General features: G+C 51.5%; 17 protein-coding genes. 8 read left to right on the top strand and 9 right to left on the bottom strand.

Annotation, left to right across the window (positions count from 1 at the left end):
- Positions 1-32: 32 nt before the first annotated feature.
- The 3 genes from dbpA to zntB form a co-directional block, all read right to left on the bottom strand.
- Positions 33-1,406, bottom strand: coding sequence for an ATP-dependent RNA helicase DbpA (gene dbpA / locus V6E55_RS01840; protein ID WP_316942019.1), 1,374 nt, complete (start codon positions 1,404-1,406; stop codon positions 33-35).
- Positions 1,407-1,433: 27 nt separating this feature from the next.
- Positions 1,434-1,616, bottom strand: coding sequence for a proline-rich small protein YnaL (gene ynaL / locus V6E55_RS25760; protein WP_114977087.1), 183 nt, complete (start codon positions 1,614-1,616; stop codon positions 1,434-1,436).
- Positions 1,617-1,889: 273 nt separating this feature from the next.
- Positions 1,890-2,873 carry a zinc transporter ZntB gene (gene zntB, locus V6E55_RS01835; protein ID WP_049006940.1) on the bottom strand — a complete coding sequence of 328 codons (984 nt, stop codon included), beginning with the start codon at positions 2,871-2,873 and terminating at the stop codon, positions 1,890-1,892.
- Positions 2,874-3,070: 197 nt separating this feature from the next.
- Between zntB and V6E55_RS01830 the strand changes: the two genes are divergently transcribed.
- Entirely contained in the window at positions 3,071-4,201 is a 1,131-nt protein-coding gene (locus V6E55_RS01830) for a GGDEF domain-containing protein (protein WP_316942018.1), read from the top strand.
- Between the two features lie 33 nt (positions 4,202-4,234).
- Here the strand turns inward: V6E55_RS01830 and V6E55_RS01825 are convergent, their stop codons facing one another.
- Positions 4,235-5,389, bottom strand: a complete 1,155-nt coding sequence (locus V6E55_RS01825) for a methyl-accepting chemotaxis protein (protein WP_316942017.1) — start codon at positions 5,387-5,389, stop codon at positions 4,235-4,237.
- Positions 5,390-5,844: 455 nt separating this feature from the next.
- Between V6E55_RS01825 and V6E55_RS01820 the strand changes: the two genes are divergently transcribed.
- The 4 genes from V6E55_RS01820 to V6E55_RS01805 all read left to right on the top strand — a co-directional run bounded on the left by V6E55_RS01820 (position 5,845) and on the right by V6E55_RS01805 (position 10,296).
- On the top strand, positions 5,845-7,974 hold the full coding sequence (locus V6E55_RS01820) for a putative bifunctional diguanylate cyclase/phosphodiesterase (protein WP_316942016.1): 2,130 nt from the start codon (positions 5,845-5,847) through the stop codon (positions 7,972-7,974).
- Between the two features lie 92 nt (positions 7,975-8,066).
- Positions 8,067-9,299: a sensor domain-containing diguanylate cyclase gene (locus V6E55_RS01815; RefSeq protein ID WP_316942015.1), complete on the top strand. Its 1,233-nt coding sequence runs from the start codon at positions 8,067-8,069 to the stop codon at positions 9,297-9,299.
- A gap of 74 nt (positions 9,300-9,373) precedes the next feature.
- Positions 9,374-9,514 carry an Ecr family regulatory small membrane protein gene (locus V6E55_RS01810; protein WP_147279777.1) on the top strand — a complete coding sequence of 47 codons (141 nt, stop codon included), beginning with the start codon at positions 9,374-9,376 and terminating at the stop codon, positions 9,512-9,514.
- A gap of 218 nt (positions 9,515-9,732) precedes the next feature.
- Positions 9,733-10,296: a DJ-1/PfpI family protein gene (locus V6E55_RS01805; protein WP_316942048.1), complete on the top strand. Its 564-nt coding sequence runs from the start codon at positions 9,733-9,735 to the stop codon at positions 10,294-10,296.
- Positions 10,297-10,355: 59 nt separating this feature from the next.
- Here the strand turns inward: V6E55_RS01805 and V6E55_RS01800 are convergent, their stop codons facing one another.
- Positions 10,356-11,972, bottom strand: a complete 1,617-nt coding sequence (locus V6E55_RS01800) for a peptide ABC transporter substrate-binding protein (RefSeq protein WP_316942014.1) — start codon at positions 11,970-11,972, stop codon at positions 10,356-10,358.
- A 185-nt stretch (positions 11,973-12,157) separates the two neighbouring features.
- Between V6E55_RS01800 and mpaA the strand changes: the two genes are divergently transcribed.
- On the top strand, positions 12,158-12,871 hold the full coding sequence (gene mpaA / locus V6E55_RS01795; RefSeq protein ID WP_236920900.1) for a murein tripeptide amidase MpaA: 714 nt from the start codon (positions 12,158-12,160) through the stop codon (positions 12,869-12,871).
- Here mpaA and ycjG read toward each other — a convergent pair.
- Positions 12,862-13,827, bottom strand: coding sequence for an L-Ala-D/L-Glu epimerase (gene ycjG / locus V6E55_RS01790; RefSeq protein ID WP_316942012.1), 966 nt, complete (start codon positions 13,825-13,827; stop codon positions 12,862-12,864). The two genes, mpaA and ycjG, sit on opposite strands and share 10 nt — an antisense overlap.
- Positions 13,828-13,934: 107 nt before the next feature.
- Between ycjG and tpx the strand changes: the two genes are divergently transcribed.
- Together tpx and V6E55_RS01780 are read left to right on the top strand one after the other, a co-directional pair.
- Positions 13,935-14,441 (top strand): thiol peroxidase, encoded by a 507-nt coding sequence (gene tpx, locus V6E55_RS01785; RefSeq protein ID WP_316942011.1) that lies wholly within the window; start codon positions 13,935-13,937, stop codon positions 14,439-14,441.
- Positions 14,442-14,717: 276 nt separating this feature from the next.
- Positions 14,718-15,926 carry an aldose 1-epimerase family protein gene (locus V6E55_RS01780; RefSeq protein ID WP_236920902.1) on the top strand — a complete coding sequence of 403 codons (1,209 nt, stop codon included), beginning with the start codon at positions 14,718-14,720 and terminating at the stop codon, positions 15,924-15,926.
- Positions 15,927-15,962: 36 nt separating this feature from the next.
- Here V6E55_RS01780 and tyrR read toward each other — a convergent pair whose 3' ends face one another.
- The 3 genes from tyrR to V6E55_RS01765 form a co-directional block, all read right to left on the bottom strand.
- Positions 15,963-17,504, bottom strand: a complete 1,542-nt coding sequence (tyrR, locus tag V6E55_RS01775; RefSeq protein ID WP_129995672.1) for a transcriptional regulator TyrR — start codon at positions 17,502-17,504, stop codon at positions 15,963-15,965.
- 112 nt (positions 17,505-17,616) lie between these two features.
- Positions 17,617-18,669, bottom strand: coding sequence for a YcjF family protein (locus V6E55_RS01770; RefSeq protein ID WP_316942010.1), 1,053 nt, complete (start codon positions 18,667-18,669; stop codon positions 17,617-17,619).
- Positions 18,666-20,063 carry a YcjX family protein gene (locus V6E55_RS01765; protein WP_316942009.1) on the bottom strand — a complete coding sequence of 466 codons (1,398 nt, stop codon included), beginning with the start codon at positions 20,061-20,063 and terminating at the stop codon, positions 18,666-18,668. Before V6E55_RS01765 ends, V6E55_RS01770 begins: the two co-directional genes overlap by 4 nt.
- Between the last annotated feature and the right edge of the window lie 132 nt (positions 20,064-20,195).

The raw sequence follows: 20,195 nt of genomic DNA, 5'->3' as shown, positions 1-20,195 counted from the left end.
TCTCAGAAAGAGATTCTGAGACGCTATATCCTTTACTTCAGCAGACGAACGCGGCAGGTTTTCCCTTTAATTTTCCCGTTTTGCAGCTGCTTCCAGGCCTTATGAGCAACCGCCTGGCGAACCGCCACATAAACATGTGCCGGATGCACCGCAATCTTACCGATATCCGCCCCATCCAGACCCACATCTCCGGTCAGCGCACCTAATACATCACCTGGACGCATCTTGGCTTTTTTACCGCCATCAATGCACAGCGTCGCCATTTCAGCCTCCAGCGGCACGAGACTGACACCGGCAGGTGGGGTCATCCAGTTCAGTTTAATCTGCAGCATTTCTGAGAGAATATTGGCACGTTGCGCCTCTTCCGGCGCACAGAAGCTGATCGCCAGTCCGCTGTTTCCTGCACGAGCCGTACGACCGATACGGTGGACATGGACTTCGGGATCCCACGCCAGCTCATAGTTCACCACCAGCTCAAGCGATTTGATATCCAGACCCCGCGCCGCCACGTCGGTCGCAACCAGGACACGGGCGCTACCGTTGGCAAAGCGGACCAGCGTCTGATCGCGGTCACGCTGCTCCAGATCGCCATGCAGCGACAATGCACTCTGCCCCGCCGAATTTAGCGCATCGCAGACTGACTGGCAGTCTTTTTTGGTATTACAGAACACCACGCAGGACGCAGGCTGATGCTGGCTAAGTAATTTCTGCAGTAGCGGGATTTTTCCCTGCTGCGAAGTTTCAAAGAATTGCTGTTCAATGGCTGGCAGGGCATCAACACTGTCGATTTCAATGGTAAGCGGGTTTTTCTGCACGCGGCCGCTGATGGCGGCAATGGCTTGCGGCCATGTGGCAGAGAACAACAGCGTCTGGCGATCGGACGGTGCGAAACGGATCACCTCGTCAATCGCATCGCTGAAGCCCATATCCAGCATCCTGTCGGCCTCATCCATCACCAGCGTTTGTAACGCATCCAGCGATACGGTGCCTTTTTGCAGGTGATCCAGCAGGCGACCTGGCGTCGCGACAATAATGTGTGGCGCATGCTGGAGCGAATCACGCTGTGCACCGAACGGTTGTCCGCCGCAAAGCGTTAAGATCTTGGTATTTGGCAGAAAACGCGCCAGACGACGCAGCTCTCCGGCGACCTGATCTGCCAGCTCGCGCGTCGGGCACAGAACCAGTGACTGAGTCTGGAACAGACCAGCATCAATGTGCTGCAACAACCCAAGCCCGAATGCTGCCGTTTTGCCACTGCCCGTTTTTGCCTGCACGCGTACGTCACGGCCTTCAAGGATGGCTGGCAGCGCGGCCGCCTGGACAGGAGTCATAGTGAGATATCCCAACTCGTTAAGGTTATCGAGTTGGGCGGCAGGCAGAACATTCAGGGTAGAAAAAGCAGTCACAATAATCTCTCGTGGTCATCTTCGCAGTCAGATGGCGCGTATCCTCGCAGATCTCGGGGTTTGATGCGACATTTTAATCGGTTCTTCATCTGGCGGCGGGTCCGGCATTGGCTGCGGACGCGGAATGGGATCGGGCATCGGTACAGGATCGGTGGGGATGGGATCAGGCTGACGCGATTGTTGCAGTTGAAGAGCGAGTAAGATGCTCATCATTCCCTCCAGAAGTTGCTGTCGTCTCTTTTAGGGTAGTCGCTGGCAAACAGGAGGCAAAAAAAAGCCGACTATGAAGTCGGCGTCGTACGAATCAATTGTGCTATGCAGTAATTCAAAAAAGGAAGTAAGACAATATGGAGCGCAACGCCCATCGCTTGACGTTGCATTCACCTGCGGGAGTAATAATGCACCTTACGGGGTAGATGTTTATTGACTTCGCTCAATTAAAAGAGCGTTTTGAACCGGGTAAAACGTGAAAAAAACGAAAATTTACAGCCATTTACTGCGATGTAACCACCATGCAACACCACCAATCACAACAACTAACATGACGCAAAACGCGGTGAAGCCGTAGCGATAAGCATTCCCCGGAATTCCGCCCAGGTTCACACCAAACAAGCCGGTCAGAAACGTGCTGGGTAAAAATACCATCGCCATCAGAGACATCGTATAGGTTCTTCTCGCAAGGGATTCCTGCATCACCTGGGCGATTTCATCTGCCATCACTGCCGTCCTGGCAATACAGGAATCGATTTCGTCCAGCCCGCGGCCCAGTCGGTCAGCGATATCCTGCATTCTGCGTCGCTGATCGTCATTCATCCAGGTAAGTCTTTCGCTTGCCAGACGGGCATATACGTCACGCTGCGGCGTCATATAGCGACGCATTACGATCAACTGCTTACGCAATAACGCCAGAAATCCACGCGGTGGGATCTGCTGATCGAGCAGGTTATCTTCCAGATCGATGATTTTATCGTGCAGCTCTTCGATAAACTCGCTCGCATGATCGGTAAGGGCGTCGCAGACGTCCACCAGCCAACTGCCACAGTCGATCGGCCCGGTACCTTCTTTCAGATCGTTAACAATGTCATCCAGCGCCAGGACTTTACGCTGACGGGTGGAAACAATCAGACCATCATCCATATAGACGCGCATCGCAACCAGCTGGTCAGGGCGTTCATCCGTGCTGCCATTAATGCAGCGCAGGGTGATCAACGTTCCGTCTCCCATTCTGCTCACGCGAGGTCGCAGGCTTTCCCCCGCCAGCGCATCGCGCACATTGTTAGGCAAGAGCGGTGTCGAGGCCAGCCAGTCAGCACTGTCCGGGTGGGTGTAGTTCAGGTGTAGCCAGCAAGGATGTTCGTTATCAATGACATCGCTATCTTCCAGCGGCCTGGCACCGCCGCGTCCATCCAGCACCCACGCAAATACTGCGTCAGGAACGTTAAGTTCAGATCCTTTAATGCTCTCCACAGCGCCTCCACCTTTTTAGCTCTTTCGATGTCAGTCTAGCTTTCATCAGGGGTTAAGCAACAACTATGTGCCGCATCGCCCTGAAATCGCTCAGGAATTGAACGTATTGCAACAGGTTCCTGTAGACAGACGCAGGCAAATCATTAGAGTTAATGAAATGCTGCTAGATTGTTCTAAAAATATGCTGGGGTAAGTGCGTGACCATAAAAAAGAACTGCGTCGCATTCGATTTGCGCCTGGCAGAAATGCGCGCAATAGCGATAAAAACCAGCATGACCTGGTTCCTGTGGGTGAACATATTGTTCTCGCTGTTTATTCTGGGGCGACGTTACTTTGCACCGTTCGGTGTGTTAACACCTTCCCTTCATCCAGCAGGGTTGTTGGAAGGCATGATGGTTATCATTCTTACCCTCTCGGCTGGCGTACTTTTTATACTGCGAATGGCACCACTGCAAAATGCCCCCTGGCTCAGAAGCCTGGCCAGAGGTGTTGTCGTTGGGTTAAGCCTCTGCTGGGCGACGTGCTTTTATGTATTGATTGCCAGCGAAGATATTCGGATCATCTTCCCGTTTGCTGCACTCCTTCTGTTTGCTTCTCTCATTTCCCTCTATTTTGACCCCAGAGTGCTATTAAGTTTTATCGTCCCAGTGTGGGTGACGATTCTGGTTACCACACTCTTTCACCCCACTCAGCTCACCGTCCTGAGTGCCCTGCAATGGGTGTTACTGGCGGGTTTAATTGAATCCGGGAGACGGATCCTTAACCGCTGGTTTATTCTCGCGCTGCAACGTGAACAAGAAAACGCCGATCTTATTCATCAGCTAGGTCTGCTCGCCAACAAAGACCCACTAACCGGGCTAGCCAACCGCCGAAGTTTTGAAGCGCGTATGGATCAGGAAATCGCCAGTCACCAGCAGGATGGAAAAGGATTTGGATTGATTATGCTGGATGTCGATCATTTTAAACTCTACAACGACCATTACGGGCATCAACAAGGGGATCGCTGTCTGATCATGATTGCGGGTGTACTTGAATCGGCGAGCCGGGAAAATGAAGGCATTGTTGGCCGGGTGGGTGGCGAGGAGTTTGTGGTCTTACTCCCCGAGGCCGATGACAGCATGGTGCAGTCGACTGCGGAACGCATTTCTCGCATGCTGGAAAGCCAGGCATTCGCTCACGCCCTTTCCCCAGTTAGTCCTCACGTAACGGTGAGCCAGGGGCTGACGCTCTGGACACAGGGGCAATCGCCCCAATCCGTCATTGGCTGTGCGGACAAAGCACTGTACATGGCGAAGCTGCAAGGACGTAATCGCTGGGTAGAAGCATAAAAAAAGCCTGGTATACCAGGCTCTGTTGTTCCGTCACAGGGAGTGACCGGGTCGCGGGTGGAACGACAAATTACCCGCATGTGATGGCAACGTGATGCCTGCCTCGTCACTGTTATTTAGCCGGAAGTTACGTGTCCGGGTCTGAAGTTCAATCACCTGATTACGCAGCACATCAGATGAACCATTGAGTTCCTCAGCCATCGCCACATTGCTTTGCGTGACCCGTTCAAGCTCGGACAACGCCAGGGTGATCTGAGAAATGCCTTTCTCCTGCTCTGATGTGGACGCGGAAATTTCGTCCATCAACCGGCTGACATTACCCGACCCCGCCACGATCTCATGCATATTCTTTTCTGCCTGAGACACCACAGTGGCGCCCTGAGTGACGTTACTGCTGGTGACTTCAATCAGCGTTTTGATATTTTTCGCGGCCTCTGCGCTGCGGTGTGCCAGGTTTCTGACCTCCTCCGCAACCACAGAGAAGCCTTTTCCATGGTCTCCCGCCCTCGCCGCCTCAACGGCCGCGTTAAGCGCCAGAATGTTCGTCTGGAACGCAATACCATCGATGAGCGAGATAATTTCTGTCATCTGTTGCGCGCATTCGGTAATGGATTGCATATTGGTGGCGACCTGCCCCATTAACTCTCCACCCTTGCGAGCCTGTAACGTCGCCACATTCGCCTGTTCGCTCGCCAGCCGGGTGTTATCGGCATTGTTTTTGGTGCTCGCAGCCATCTGTTCCATGCTGGCCGCAGTTTGCACCAGAGATGCAGACTGTTGCTCCGTTTTCACCGAGAGTTGCGCACTTCGGGAGGAAAGTTGATCCGATAACGTCATGGCGGTTTGCGACGATGCTCTGATCTCGCGGACAAGTGTGGCAATGTTGCTGGACAGGCTATTAATCCCGGGGATTAATCTGCCTGCACAGTTATTACCGAACTCAGGAATAGACACACCAAGATTGCCTGCGGTCACTTCTTCAATACTTTTTTTCACAGTATTGATCGGTGTCACAAGATACTTAGTCATATAGCTCCAAAGTAAAAATAGCGCAACGAAATTTAATAAATTAAGTGAAACGAAAAGAGAGACATTGCTGGAAAATAGAACAACAACACCTGCATTAACCAAAAAAAGACAAAAAAGGAACCAGGCAATGAAGGTTCTGACACTAATATTTCTTAGCATGATTATACCCACGTTTTATATTTTGGTCGGCATTTAGACTTATAGCATCGGCTCTGAAATTTGTCCTCACAAACACCGTCGGTTTTTTGTTTTACCGTTAGCTACCTGAGATTTAGCTTAAGTCAGACAAAAAGAGTGTATTAGTGAAAATGTTTTGCGTGGCATGCTGCAATACTGGTCTCCTGCCACGTTAAGCGATACCATCCCCTGCGGTGAAGGGTTCTGTTTGCCCTCATATTTAAGGAGCTTTGCTAGAGTTATTCGCATTTGTTTAGCAATGCTAATTTTGTTAATAAATGGAATATATTTTATATTCTTTACTATTTTAGAGTTTTAATATGACTGGCCATTTTTCACGATAAATAGCTAATATTGTTTAATGCGCATGTTCGCTGCCAGATAAAGATGTGTCCGGCAGGCGAAATCGGTAACCCTCTCAGGAGTGGGATTGCATAATGCTCAGTATATCGTGGGACCCTGTACTCATCGCCGTCTCTTATCTGGTGGCTTTTATCGCCTCTTTTGTCGCCCTGGACAGCGCCGAGAAAATTCCCCTTTCCAGCCGAAAGGCAGCAATGTTCTGGCGCATTGCCGGAGGCGTCACGCTGGGTATCGGGATTTGGTCAATGCACTTCATCGGCATGCTGTCGATGCAAATGCCAATGATGATGAGCTACGATCTCTGGTTAACCCTTGCCTCTCTTGGTGCGGCAGTTGTTGCATCGACCACGGCCATTAATATTGCCGTCACCGGCAAAAAACTTTCTCCCTTTCGACTGTCCCTCGCCACGGTGATCCTGAGTGCGGGCGTGGTGTCTATGCACTATATCGGTATGGCCGCATTGATGCTGGACAGCAACATCGTCTGGGATCAGCGCATTGTGGGTTTATCCGTACTGATAGCCGTTGTTGCCTCCGGCGTGGCGTTATGGCTGGCTTTCCGCCTGCGTGATATCCACAAAGGGGTTTTTGTGAGTCGCATTCTTGCCGCTTTTATTATGGGTGCCGCCATCTGTGCAATGCACTATACCGGTATGAGTGCCGCGCATTTTCTTGAAATGTCACATTCCCTCCCCGGCGGGATCAGCGAACTGGGATTATCTATCTGGGTTTCGGTTACTACGCTCACCCTGCTCGGCGTAATGCTGATTATCTCGCTCGTAGATTCTCACTGGCGCACCAATCGTCTGACGGAAAATCTGCGACAACTCAACCGCCAGTTAGAGCTACAGGCTCGCTTTGATGCACTCACTGGGCTCGCCAATCGCCACCAGATGGATATCCGCATGCAGGATTGTCTGCGCAGCGCGTTGCTGAGTAAGAAGCAATTTGCCGTGATTTTCCTGAATGTCGATCACTTTAAACGCGTCAACGATACCTGGGGTCATAACGTTGGTGATGAGTTGTTAATCACGCTTGCACAACGCATCACGGCCCGGCTCACGCGCGAGATGACCCTGGCCAGGCTGGGAGGGGATGCCTTTATCTTGCTGGTTCCTGAATGCGACGACGACAAACTCAATTCACTGCTCGCAACGTTACTCGGGGATATGCGTCGTCCTCTTTCAATCTGTGGACATACGTTAAGTACGACCGTCAGCGCGGGGGTTAGCCTCTACCCGCAGGATGGAGAAACGTTGCATGAACTTAAACTGAAGGCGGACGCGGCTTTACATCACGTTAAAGAGGATGGCCGTAATGGCTGGGCAATTTACCGGACTGAAATGTCGACGGCGGTTCCGGCTAAACCTGGCTTTTTGCAAGAACTCACCCAGGCACTTGAACGCGATCAATTTGAACTTTGGTACCAACCAACCTGGCATGCCGAAGAGAAAACAATTCACGGTTTTGAAGCGCTTCTCCGCTGGCGCCATCCTGAGCAAGGGGTGTTACTTCCTAATCTGTTCTTACCCTCGCTGGAACAAACAGGTTTAATTATCCCCGTTGGCAACTGGGCCATTGAAGCAGCATGCCGACAGCTTCATTTCTGGACAGAACAAGGTTTTAGCCAGTGGACATTGTCATTCAACTTATCCCCTGTTCAGTTCGAGCAACCGGACATCTTTTATATCGTATCGTCGATGCTGGAAAAATATAACCTGTCTCCTTCCCGGCTGATCCTTGAGGTGACTGAGAGCACCGCGCTTAAAAATCTCGACCGCAGTATCGAGTTACTCAATGCGTTTAATCATGCGGGGATCACCGTCTCTATTGATGATTTCGGGACTGGCTATTCAAACCTGCTGATGCTGAGCGTTCTTCCGGCAAAAGAACTCAAAATTGATAAAAGCTTTGTGATGTCGATGCTGGAAAATGAAAAAAGCCGCAAGCTGGTTGAAACCATTATCAACATCGCCCGGACCATGGAGATGAATGTGGTTGCAGAAGGGATCGAAACAGAAGAGCAGCAAGCGGTACTGACCAGCCTCGGCTGCGATTATCTGCAGGGGTTCCTTTTTTCCCGTCCTTTACCTGCCGAACAAGTGCCGTGGCTGCTGTTGCAGAAGAACTCAGACAAACAAATTATACCAATTGGTAAAATTCATTCAGAACACGTATTTATTTCGCAAAAAAATCATGCCTGACGAGGTTAAGTAGAGTATGTTTCAAAAGAGCACACACGAGTCAATCCGATCATGATTGTCAGGCACAATGTGCCGATGAACAGGAAATGCCTATGTCGCAAAATGGTTTTGATGCGCTGAATGTAATAAAAACACCCGTGTGGCTTATTTCAGCTGTTTCGGAACATATCATTTTTGCGAATGTGGCCGCAGCTCAGGTAATGGGTGACAAAACACTGGATGATTTGCGCAAAGGGATTTATTCCGCGAGTGCGCAAACTGTGCTGTCGATGTACGTTTCTGAACTCAAAACGGAGCAGGAGATCGTCGAAATATGGACCATAAACCGGGATGGACAAGATGCTCCACTGAGTTGTCGACTCTCGCTGGCCCACTACGCACCCTATGGTGATGTGATTGTTTTCGAAGGGATCTCTTCGCAAATCGTCTCCGGGCTGAAAGCCAGCCGTTCTGCAACCTACCGGCGCAAAAAACAGGGGTTTTACGCGCGCTTTTTCCTGACCAACAGCGCACCAATGCTGTTAATCGATCCTGCTCGGGATGGCCAAATCGTTGATGCAAACCTTGCGGCACTCAATTTTTATGGTTATTCACATGATGAAATGTGCAGTAAACACACCTGGGAAATAAATACTCTGGGAAGAGATGTTCTACCCATTATGACCGAAATCGCCGCGCTGCCCGGTGGTCATAAACCTCTCAACTTTGTTCACCGTCTTGCCGATGGCTCCACCCGTCATGTACAGACGTATGCCGGGCCTATTGAGATCTACGGTGACAAGCTTATGCTGTGCATCATCCACGATATCACCGAGCAAAAAAGGCTGGAACAAGAGCTGGAACACGCAGCATCACGTGACGCCATGACGGGTCTGCTCAACCGTCGCCAGTTCTACACCCTTACCGATCAAACCAGCCAGAATCATCTTCCCGCGCAACAGCAATTTAGTCTGCTGCTGGTGGATACCGATCATTTTAAAAACATTAACGATCTGTTTGGTCATCTGAAAGGTGATGAAGTACTTATCGCCCTCTCCCGAACGCTGGAAGCCTGTGGCCGGAAAGATGATCTGGTGTTCCGCTGGGGTGGTGAAGAGTTCGTCATCCTGCTGCCGCGCACCTCCCTCGATACCGCCCTGCAGATTGCCGAATCAATCCGCTCTTCCGTTTCCCGTATCACTATTCCGGGTTTACCTCGGTTTACCGTCAGCATTGGCGTGGCGCGACATAGCCCGGGCGAGAGTATTGATGACCTGTTTAAGCGTGTAGATGATGCGCTGTATCGCGCGAAAAATGATGGGCGCAACAAGGTCCTTGCAGCATGAAACTGGAGTATCCAGAAAAGCCCCGTTACAATGCCCACCTCGAATAAACCGAATAGTGGTGGGTAACATCTTCAATGAGTAAAACAGAAATAATACTCATCTTAATTATTTTGAGCCTTATTATATTTGGTTTTTGGTTTATTTTTAGTGGTGAAATCTGGTATCTCGTAGAAATTCTGGAGAACAGCCTCTACCCCACCTTCGATGCGTTATAAACCACGTTTAATTTATTGTTTCACCTACCGAATTTGTCAGCTATCTGAATCCCTGAATGCCACGTAAAATACGCGGCGTTATCATCCAATAACGTTGATAACAAATCACTAAATCATTTGCTTATGTTGCCCGTGCTCTGACGGGCTTTTTTTATTTCCGGCATTCCAGCCATACCAGGCTATATCTTAATCATCTTTATACATAAAGGTGAGGAATGATGAGCAAGAAGATCCTGATGCTGGTTGGCGATTACGCCGAAGATTACGAAACGATGGTGCCCTTTCAGGCTTTACAGATGATTGGTCATCAGGTTGATGCTGTCTGCCCCGATAAATCAAAGGGCGACTATATCATGACGGCAATCCATGATTTTGACGGTGCCCAGACCTATAGTGAGAAACCCGGTCACCGTTTTACGCTCAATGCCGACTTTTCCGCAGTAAAAGAGCAGGATTATGACGCGCTACTTATCCCCGGCGGGAGAGCCCCCGAATATCTGCGGTTAAATGATGACGTGCTGCAGCTGGTACAGGCATTTGACGCCGCGCGTAAACCGATTGCTGCTGTGTGCCACGGCCCGCAACTGCTCGCTGCTGCCGGCATTCTGAAAGGACGTGCCTGTAGCGCCTACCCGGCCTGTGCACCTGAAGTCCGTCTCAGCGGCGGACATTACGCGAATATTGGCATCGATCAAGCACATGTGGACGGCAATCTGGTTACTGCTCCCGCCTGGCCTGCGCATCCCCAGTGGCTGGCGAAATTTAATGCATTGTTAGAATAGTGCTGTAAGTAAAAACTGGCGCAGTTTAGCGCCAGTTTTACTTAGGTAATGGTTATACGTCAGTGCTTCTCAATATACATCGTACGGCTATACGCCACGTCTTCCGGGTTATTGATAGGATACCCTTTCACCCAGGGCTTAATCAGGCGACCATTGGTGTACTGGTAAATTGGCGCGATGGGGGCTTTCTCCATGAGGATTTTCTCCGCCATGTTGTAGTCCGCATTACGCGCTTTCGCTGTTGTCTCCAGCGTCGCCTGGTGGACAATCTTATCGTAAGCCGGGTCATTAAAACGCGAAATATTGCCGGTATGAGTTGACGTCAGCAGCGACAGGAACGTCGATGACTCGTTGTAATCACCGACCCATGAGGCGCGGATCACGTCAAAATTACCGGTGTTACGGCTATCGATATAGGTTTTCCACTCCTGGTTTTGCAGTTTGACATCCACACCGAGATTTTTCTTCCACATGGAAGCCACCGCAATGGCGATTTTCTGGTGGTTTTCGGACGTGTTATACAGCAGGTTCAATTTCAGCGGGCGCTGAGGGCCGTAACCCGCAGCCTGCAGCAAGGTTTTTGCCTGAGCATTCAGCTCCTGCTGTGACATCTGTTCAAACGGTGAAGACTCCGGGGTAAAGCCCGCCGTCACGTCAGGGGTAAAATGCCAGGCTGGCTTCTCACCAGTCCCTAATACCTTTTCCGCCATAATGCGGCGATCGATGGTCATACTCAGCGCCAGACGAACGCGGGCATCCGCTGTCGGACCTTTTTGCGTGTTAAACGCGTAATAATAGGTACCCAGTTGAGGCGGGGTATAAACTTGCCCAGGTATATCCTTCAGGAGTTTCTGATACATGTTTTTCGGGAAAGATTCGGTAATATCAATATCTCCCGCCAGATAGCGTTTGGTGGCAGACGACTCCTGATTGATTGGAATGAAGGTCACTTTTTGCAGGACAGTTTTTGCATTGTCCCAGTAATGCGTATTTGGAACGACAACCAGTTTTTCATTTACCACGCGGTCATTAAGAACGTAGGCGCCATTTCCAACCAGAGCTCCAGGACGCGTCCATTCCTTACCACTTTCAACGTTGGCTTTTTGCACCGGGTAGAACGCAAAGCTAGCCGTCAGGTTGCTAAACCACGGCAGTGGCTTATCCAGTTGAACGCGTAACGTTCTGTCATCGACCGCCGTCACGCCCAGCGTATCCGGTGCCGCTTTACCATCAATAATCGCTTGCGCGTTGTTGATACCTGCCAGCGCCGCAAACCAGGCAAACGGAGACGTGGTTTTCGGGTCAACCAGACGCTGCCAGCTATAGACAAAATCCTTCGCAGTGACAGGGGAACCGTCAGACCATTTGGCGTTATCGCGCAAGGTGAACGTCCAGATACGGTTATCGTTACTCTGCCAGCGCGTCGCCATCCCCGGAGTCAACTCCCCTTTCTCATTCTGATTAACCAGTCCTTCGAAGAGATCGCGAATCACCTGAATCTCTGGCAACCCCACCGCTTTTGCCGGATCGAGCGAGGCAGGCTCATCTTTAATATGTCTGACCAGCTCCTGTTGTTGCGCCAGTACCGTGCCCTGTGGCACATCAGCAGCATACGAGAGTGTTGAGAGTCCGCACAGACACAGTGCAGCACAAAGACGCGAGACAGGATGCTTCATACGATCCCCTTTAATGAATTCAGATAACAAGCAGATGCGTAATTATTTGTTTCGAAAAAGAGAAATGCAAATCCCTTCGTCCGAAAAAGTGATTTGCGACAATTCTCAACCGATAAGGAAACTATTTGATTAACAGCGAATTTTGCACAACACTGCCTGTAGAGACTTCTTTATCAGGATTTCGTATGGCAATCACCCGACCAAGAGCGGAACGAGGCGCCTTTCCGCCGGGCGCAGAGCAATATGGCCGCTCATTTTTAGGCGCATCACTGATCTGGTTCCCGGCGCCCGATGCCGATCGCAACAGCGGTTTGATCATTGCCGGTACGCATGGCGATGAGAATTCCTCCGTCGTCACGCTCTCATGTGCACTGCGAACACTGACGCCCAAGCTACGGCGCCATCACGTCATTCTGGCGGTGAATCCGGATGGCTGTCAGCTTGGATTACGCGCGAATGCGAGAGGAGTCGATTTAAACCGTAATTTCCCGGCAGCAAACTGGCATGCCGGGGAAACGGTGTATCGCTGGAACAGCGCCGCCGAAGAGCGGGATGTGGTCTTGCTAACGGGAGACACCCCGGGTTCAGAGCCGGAAACACAAGCGCTGTGCCAGCTTATCCATAAGATCCACCCGGCCTGGATTGTCTCCTTCCATGATCCGCTGGCCTGTATTGAAGATCCACGTCACACCGAACTGGGTACGTGGCTGGCAGAGGCTTTCGCCCTGCCGCTGGTTACCAGCGTTGGCTATGAAACACCCGGCTCATTCGGAAGCTGGTGCGCCGATTTGAGCTTACCGTGTATCACCGCGGAATTCCCGGCGATCTCTTCCGATGAAGCCAGCGAAAAATACTTAAAAGCGATGGTGGAACTTCTGCGCTGGCAGCCTCAAAGATGAAGAACACCGCTGGTAAAATTGAGCGCGGGTGAAACGTCAACCGCCAGCCATGTCGGGCCATCCAGGTCGGCAAAACTGACCTGATTGACCAGCGGTAATGCCGCGTTGATAGCCCGGGATGTACAAAGCATGCATCCCAGCATCAATGAAAAACCCTCAGCCCGAGCCTGGGCCGCCAGGGCCAGTGCTTCGGTAAGCCCGCCGGTTTTGTCGAGCTTAATGTTGATCATCTCATAGCTGCCCTGCAGTTCACTCAAATTCTCACGGGTATGGCAGCTTTCATCCGCGCAGACAGGCAACGGATGGATAAAATTCTTCAGCGCCGCGTCATTTTTCGCCGGAAGAGGCTGCTCCAGCATCGCCACGCCCAGGTCAGCCAGCAGCTGACATCGCGCGGCAAGCCCTTCGGGATGCCATGATTCGTTCGCATCAACAATCAGTGTGGCCAACGGCACTGCCGCGCGAATGGCAACCATTCGTTCGCTAATCAGACGATCGTCGAGCTTCACCTTTAACAGGGTGGCCCCTGCATCAAAAAGCGCTTTTGCACTGGCTGCCATTTGTTCCGGCTCACCAATGACAACCGTTTGCGCCGTAATGACCGATTGCGGCAAGGTCACGCCCAGCAACGACGTCAGAGATGTTTGCTGTTTAGCGGCTTCAAGCTCCCAGAGCGCGCAATCAATGGCGTTTCGTGCCGCCCCGGCGGGTAAACGCTGCTGTAATGCCTCGCGCGTGAGCCCTTTTTGTAGATCAGGTACCAGGGTCATGATAGCCGCCATCACTGATGCAGCACTTTCTCCATAGCGTGGGTATGGCGTGCATTCTCCCGTGCCTTTAAACCCCTCTTCCTCAATTTCAACCACCACCACACCGGCCTCACTTCGGCTGCCGCGAGAGATGACAAAGGGGGAATGCAATGGCCAGGCTTCTTCATAGACTTTAACGCTTCTCATCACTGACTCCTTGCGGCCTGGAAAGGCGAAAAATTTGGTTTGCCGTGTTATCCGCTGATGGCATACACTAGCCCCGACGTTAACTATATGTAAACAGGAAGATATCTATGTCACAACTCGTTCATTTCCAGGGCAACCCGGTTGCTGTTGCTGGTTCCATTCCGCAGGCTGGCAGCAAAGCTCAGGCTTTTACTCTGGTGGCTAAAGATCTGTCTGACGTCACACTGGCTCAGTTTGCGGGTAAACGCAAAGTACTGAACATTTTCCCAAGCATTGATACCGGTGTTTGTGCTGCATCTGTGCGTAAGTTCAACCAGCTGGCGACTGAAATGGACAACACGGTTGTGCTGTGCATTTCTGCTGACCTGCCGTTTGCCCAGTCTCGTTTCTGCGGTGCCGAAGGCCTGAGCAACGTTATCACCCTTTCCACTCTGCGCAGCCAGGATTTCCTTGAGAAATACGGCGTTAGCATCGCGGAAGGCCCACTGAAAGGTCTGGCAGCACGCGCTGTACTGGTTATTGACGAAAACGACAATGTCGTATTCAGCGAGCTGGTTAACGAAATCACCACCGAGCCGGATTACACTGCTGCGCTGGCCGTGCTGAAAGCATAATAATTGCTTAGCAATCTATACAGTACTTTCTAAACCTCGCGATGGCGGGGTTTTTTATTACCCAACAAGCTGAATCGTTAAAGCTATGCTTGTCACAATTCACATTTATTGTGCAACAGCCACCTCTATACTTATCAATAAAGCGATCATAATCCCACAATAATCTTCAAAAACTCATATTTTTGCGCCTGGTGAAGCACATCACATTTCCATTTTTGTTAAGACATTAGATTTCCTTACGAAAGCAAATAATCGTTTCAGCAAAAAGGGAAGAATATGAAAATCAAACTGGCGTTTACGATACTCGCAGTACTGATCTCTGGCCAAGCCGCGGCTAAAACTTGGGTGCTGACAAGCGCTGAAAGCAGCGTGGAGAAAGGAAACTGGAAAATTTCGAGCGATGAGCTGAACGTTAAAGGGCAAACGTTCAGCATTGAGCAAAAAGTCTTACATGGAGGCAAACAGGAAGGCAGTAAAGTCATCATCATTAGCAGCAAAAATGGACTGACAATTGCCTTAAGCCCTACCCGTGGCATGGATCTCCTGCATGTTGAAGGGTTTGGTACCAAACTGGGGTGGAATTCCCCTGTCAAAGAGGTCGTCAACCCGGCCTATATCAATCTGGAAAGTCGAAACGGGCTCGGTTGGCTGGAAGGATTCAACGAGATGATGGTGCGGTGTGGCTATGAGTGGACAGGCCATCCGGTCACCGCTGATGGACAAATCTATACTCTTCACGGTAAGGCGGGTAATACGCCTGCCTCGCAGGTAGAAGTGGAAGTTGCTGATGCTGCTCCACATGAGATTCGCATTCGTGGTTTAATCAAAGAGAGCACGTTCAAGAAAGCCGATCTGCAGACGATGACCGAACTGCGTTATGTTCCAGGAAGCAACCAGTTCAGCCTGCATGATGTTCTGACCAACCATGCTGATTATCCTCATGATTATCAAATCATCTATCACAGTAACTTTGGAACACCGATCCTCGAAGAAGGCGCGCGATTCCTTGCCCCGGCGGTAAGCGTGAGCCCATTCAATGACTACGCCAAAGCGGGTGTTAACGAATGGCAAACCTACGCAGGGCCAACAAAAGGCTTTGATGAGATGGTCTTTAATATCAAACCGCTCGCGGATAATAACCACGAAACGCTTGCAGCGGTGATCAATAAAGCCGGTGATAAAGGCGCGTCAATTCAGTTTGATACTCGCCAGTTGCCCGTGCTGACTCTCTGGAAAAACACCGACACGCTGAAACAGGGTTATGTCACAGGTATTGAGCCAGGTACCAGCTACGCGTATCCCGTCACCATCGAACGCGAGCAGAAACGCGTTAAGCAGTTGCAGCCTGGAGCCAGCACGCAGTTTGATTTGACCTATACCCTGCTCCACAACCCGCAACAGGTGAAAGATGTGGAAAACAGAATTGCGTCGATTCAGGGTGACACCAAAACAGAAATCGTAACCACGCCTCTTGCTAAGGAATAAGCGTAAAGTAAAAAGCCTCTTTACAGAGGCTTTTTGTTATTCGTCACCTTTCTTATGATTCAAACCATACTCACGCAGCTTATTCGCTATCGCCGTATGCGAGACACCAAGACGTTTTGCCAGTTTACGGGTACTTGGATAGCTGCGATAAAGCTGTGTCAGCACTGAACGCTCGAAACGGCTGGTGATCTCATCCAGTGAACCTTCCATCGCCTCTTCACCGACAGATACTGACCCGGCGTCGTAATCTGGTAACAGGATATCCTGCGGACGTAATTCATATCCTTCCAGCTGCGTCAGAGCACGATAAACGGCGTTTTTGAGCTGACGAATGTTACCCGGCCAGCCATAGCGCATTAATACCGTGCCGAGATCGGCAGAGAGCTTCGGACGCGGAACGCCCTGCTCGTCGGCAAAGCGAGCCACAAACAGTTCGGTTAACGGCATGATGTCCTGCGGGCAATCGCGCAGCGGTGGAATGTTGAGTGTCAGGACGTTGAGGCGATAATAGAGATCCTCGCGGAAGATCCCCTTTTGCACCAGTTCCACCAGGTTTTTCTGGGTGGCGCAAATGACACGCACGTCCACATGCACTTCATGATCCTCACCCACGCGGCGGAACGTTCCATCGTTAAGAAAACGGAGCAATTTAGCCTGCATACGTGGCGACATTTCCCCGATCTCGTCCAGCAGCACGGAACCGCCACTGGCCTGCTCGAAGAACCCTTTTTTGCCTTCCGGAGCGTGACCAAATAACTCGCTTTCAACGGCGTCTTCCGGGATGGAGGCGCAGTTAAGTGCCAGATACGGTTTTGCTGCACGCGGGCCCGCCAGGTGCACGGCGTGAGCCAGCAGGTCTTTTCCGGTTCCGGTATCGCCGGTAATCAGCAACGGAGCAGTCAAACTCGCGAGCTTGCGGGCCTGGTCAATCACATGACGCATTTTCGGGCTGACGGCAATAATCTGGCTGAATGCTCCCACATCCTGACTGGAGAGATTTTGCAGCTGACGTCCCATACGTAATGTTGATCGCAGCATGATCACCGCGCCAGTCAGCACGCGGGTATTGCTTTCCCCTTTCAGATAGACGGGCGTGATCTCCATCAGGAAATTCTGTCCGTTGATCACCACGTGCTCGCTATGTGTGTTCTGCGGGTTGCTGTCCAGCCAGCGCTGGAAATTAAAACCGGGGATCAACTGCATGGCGTTATGGTGGCTGAGCTTTTCCTGGCTCTGCGCAAAAAGCTGACAACTGGCGTGGTTAACGCGTTCTACTTTGCTTTTCAAATCCAGAGAGAGGAAAGGTTCTGGCATCGCTTCCAGCAGTGCGCTCAGCGCGAGATGCTCACGCTCAGAGGGCATCCAGGGGATAGTGCGTACATCCGTAACGCCAGCGATACGGCGGATTTCGGCCATCAGGCTACTGAAGGTATTAAATTCAATTTCGGCAAAATTGAGGTAAATTTTCCCGACAGGGTCGATCTCAATGCCACGTAAATCAATGCTACGTAAAACAAGAAGATCGAGTAATTCGCGGGTCAGACCGAGACGGTCTTCACAGAAGACTTCAAGACGCATGGGAAATTCACCGTTTTAAGCCAATAACAGTAAAATGATATGTCAGAACACGGTGATCCGGAAGATGGCTGTCAACAAATATTGACAGCCAGCACGATTAGTGAACAAAACCTCACGGGGCAGGTTTTTTATTGAGCGTTTCTTTGAGCTGACCGATCAACTCGCGCCTGAAATCCCCCAGCCGCGGCTTGTCGTCATCAATCCAGGGAAGCGGACGACAGACTTCCATCGCTTTAATACCTAAACGCGCCGTCAATAAACCCGCCCCAATACCCTGAGCAGCACGGGCTGAGAGCCTGGCCGCCAGGTCCTGCGACATCCAGTCCATTCCTACTTCGCGCACCAGCTCACTCGCACCGGCAAAGGCGATATTGAGCAAAACCAGTTTAAACAGTCTGAGTCGGCTGTAATAACCCAGCTCGATGCCGTAAAGACTCGCGATACGGTTAATCAGGCGCAAGTTACGCCAGGCGATAAATGCCATATCGACCAGCGCCAGCGGGCTGACCGCAATCATCAACGTGGATTCCGCCGCAGAGCGGCTAATCTCGCGCCGTGCCTGGGCATCCAGCACCGGCTGGACCATATGAGAATAGAGCGTGACCACTTCGCGGTCATTCTGGGTTTCATGGATGGCGGCATACCAGCGTTGAAGTGCCGGATGCGACTGATCAATTTCTGCCTGACTGGCGAGCTTTTCACAAAATGCGCGACCTTTTCCGGTAGCGTGACTGTGGAGCAGGTCCCGAGCTTCATCGCGCTCATGCGCGCGCTGTCGCAGACGCCAGAGGCGACGCCACTCAGTTACGACCGACCCAATACCCGCCCCCACAATCAGGGCACCCGCAGCACACCCGCCGAGCGCGACCCAGTCCTGGGTTTGCCAGGCATTCATCGTCCATTGTACGCCCTGCCCAACCACACTAACGCCAAACAGCGTCAAACCGGCGGTGACCATCTTGCGCCACAGGCTGCGTTTTGGGTGCAAAGCGGCCTCGACGACAGCTTCAGCCTGGCCTTCCTCTACACCCGGCTCTTCCGTCACTGCCGGGGCAAAGTTCTCAGCCTGTGTACCACTGAACGTTTGCGCGGTTTTAAACGCTTCCTGATCCTTTTGCTCAAGCGTTCCGGTAAAGTCTATGCGTGGTTTTAACGGTTCCGTCATCGCAATTTATCTCCAATCAAAAACTCCAGTGCCGCATCCAGACGAATGTGCGGTAACGGTTGATCGACACTCATGGCCTGCGGACGAAAAGCTTCAAACTGGAAGCCCTGGCTCTGCCAGAATGCCGGGCCTGGAAGCCGTGCAGGCACTTCGCCCGGATACACGATAAGTGGCTCGCCGTCGCTGAGACGGTTCCCGCGTAATGCAGGAATTTTTTCGCCGTTAAGGTCAATCAGCCCACTTTGCGTCGCCTGCACGGACGCCAGCCCGAGGCAATCCATGCTGATCCCTTCGAAAGCGGCATTTTGCCAGGCATCCTGGACCAGTTGTTGCAGTAGCGACACCATATTGGCGTGTTGATCGACCGTGACATGATCGGCTTTGGTGGCTGCGAACAGCAACTTGTCGATCACCGGCGAGAACAAGCGGCGAAATAGCGTCCGCTGACCATAATGAAAACTTTGCATCAGCTGTGTCAGCGCGAGGCGCATGTCGTTGAATGCCTGCGGCCCGCTGTTAAGGGGCTGAAGACAATCCACCAGCACTATCTGACGATCAAAACGTAAAAAGTGGTTTTTGTAGAAACCTTTGACCACCTTTTCGCAGTAGTAATTGTAACGCTCGCGCAGCATCCCGGCATTCGTGTGCTTGTCGGCCTGAGCCAGTTTTGACTCTCCGGTACCATCCACGTCCGGCCACGGGAAGAACTGCAGCGCAGGCGCTCCGGCTAAATCACCCGGCAGGACAAAACGCCCCGGCTGGATAAAATGCAGCCCTTCCTGTTTGCACTGATGCAGATACGCCGTCCAGGCTTCCGCAATAGCTGCCAGACGGTTTTCATCAGCAGGCGCGAGTGGATCTAAACCTTCGCACAATTGCCGCCATTTTGCTGACCACTCGGTGCGTTGCCCCTGTAACAACCCCGTCATCTGACGAGACCAACTGAGATAATCTTGTGCCAGCATCGGTAAATCGAGCAGCCATTCGCCAGGATAATCGACGATTTCAAGATACAGTGTTGAGGTATCCTTGAAGTGGCGCATCAGGGATTCATTAGAACGAAAGCGTAACGCTAGTCGAATTTCACTTACCCCTCGCGTTGGTGTCGGCCACGTGGGTGGGTCGCCATAAAGCTGTGCCAGCCCTTCGTCATAGGTAAAACGTGGAATGCCAAAATCGCGCTGAGGCACGCGCTTAACGCCCAGCAAACGATCTTCCCGCACGGCGCTAAGCAAAGGCAAGCGTGCCCCGGCGTGCAGGTTAAGTAGCTGGTTCACCATCGCGGTGATAAATGCCGTCTTACCACTGCGGCTCAACCCTGTCACCGCCAGACGCAGATGACGGTCAACGCCACGGTTCACCAGTGAATTGAATTCGTTTTTAAGTCGCTTCATTGCCGTCCTTTTTGTCCGGAAGACTGGAATTCATGGCTTCAGAATACAATAAATGGGGGCAGATCGTTGATTATCAATTCTTATTTATTGCTATTGCCGTTTTCTCTCCAGTAAGATGAACAGTATTGCTGT

This window comes from Enterobacter sp. 342 (genome assembly GCF_036663495.1).
GTDB lineage: Bacteria > Pseudomonadota > Gammaproteobacteria > Enterobacterales > Enterobacteriaceae > Enterobacter.
Note: the sequence above shows the minus strand (reverse complement) of the source record. Positions and strands in the feature narration are given on the sequence as shown.

Coding starts and splice junctions, on each gene's coding strand:
- ynaL (WP_114977087.1), bottom strand. CDS start 1,616: ATGAGCATCTTACTCGCTCTTCAACTGCAACAATCGCGTCAGCCTGAT.
- V6E55_RS01825 (WP_316942017.1), bottom strand. CDS start 5,389: ATGCTAAGAAATATTAGTGTCAGAACCTTCATTGCCTGGTTCCTTTTT.
- V6E55_RS01820 (WP_316942016.1), top strand. CDS start 5,845: ATGCTCAGTATATCGTGGGACCCTGTACTCATCGCCGTCTCTTATCTG.
- V6E55_RS01815 (WP_316942015.1), top strand. CDS start 8,067: ATGTCGCAAAATGGTTTTGATGCGCTGAATGTAATAAAAACACCCGTG.
- V6E55_RS01810 (WP_147279777.1), top strand. CDS start 9,374: ATGAGTAAAACAGAAATAATACTCATCTTAATTATTTTGAGCCTTATT.
- V6E55_RS01805 (WP_316942048.1), top strand. CDS start 9,733: ATGAGCAAGAAGATCCTGATGCTGGTTGGCGATTACGCCGAAGATTAC.
- V6E55_RS01800 (WP_316942014.1), bottom strand. CDS start 11,972: ATGAAGCATCCTGTCTCGCGTCTTTGTGCTGCACTGTGTCTGTGCGGA.
- mpaA (WP_236920900.1), top strand. CDS start 12,158: ATGGCAATCACCCGACCAAGAGCGGAACGAGGCGCCTTTCCGCCGGGC.
- ycjG (WP_316942012.1), bottom strand. CDS start 13,827: ATGAGAAGCGTTAAAGTCTATGAAGAAGCCTGGCCATTGCATTCCCCC.
- tpx (WP_316942011.1), top strand. CDS start 13,935: ATGTCACAACTCGTTCATTTCCAGGGCAACCCGGTTGCTGTTGCTGGT.
- V6E55_RS01780 (WP_236920902.1), top strand. CDS start 14,718: ATGAAAATCAAACTGGCGTTTACGATACTCGCAGTACTGATCTCTGGC.
- tyrR (WP_129995672.1), bottom strand. CDS start 17,504: ATGCGTCTTGAAGTCTTCTGTGAAGACCGTCTCGGTCTGACCCGCGAA.
- V6E55_RS01770 (WP_316942010.1), bottom strand. CDS start 18,669: ATGACGGAACCGTTAAAACCACGCATAGACTTTACCGGAACGCTTGAG.
- V6E55_RS01765 (WP_316942009.1), bottom strand. CDS start 20,063: ATGAAGCGACTTAAAAACGAATTCAATTCACTGGTGAACCGTGGCGTT.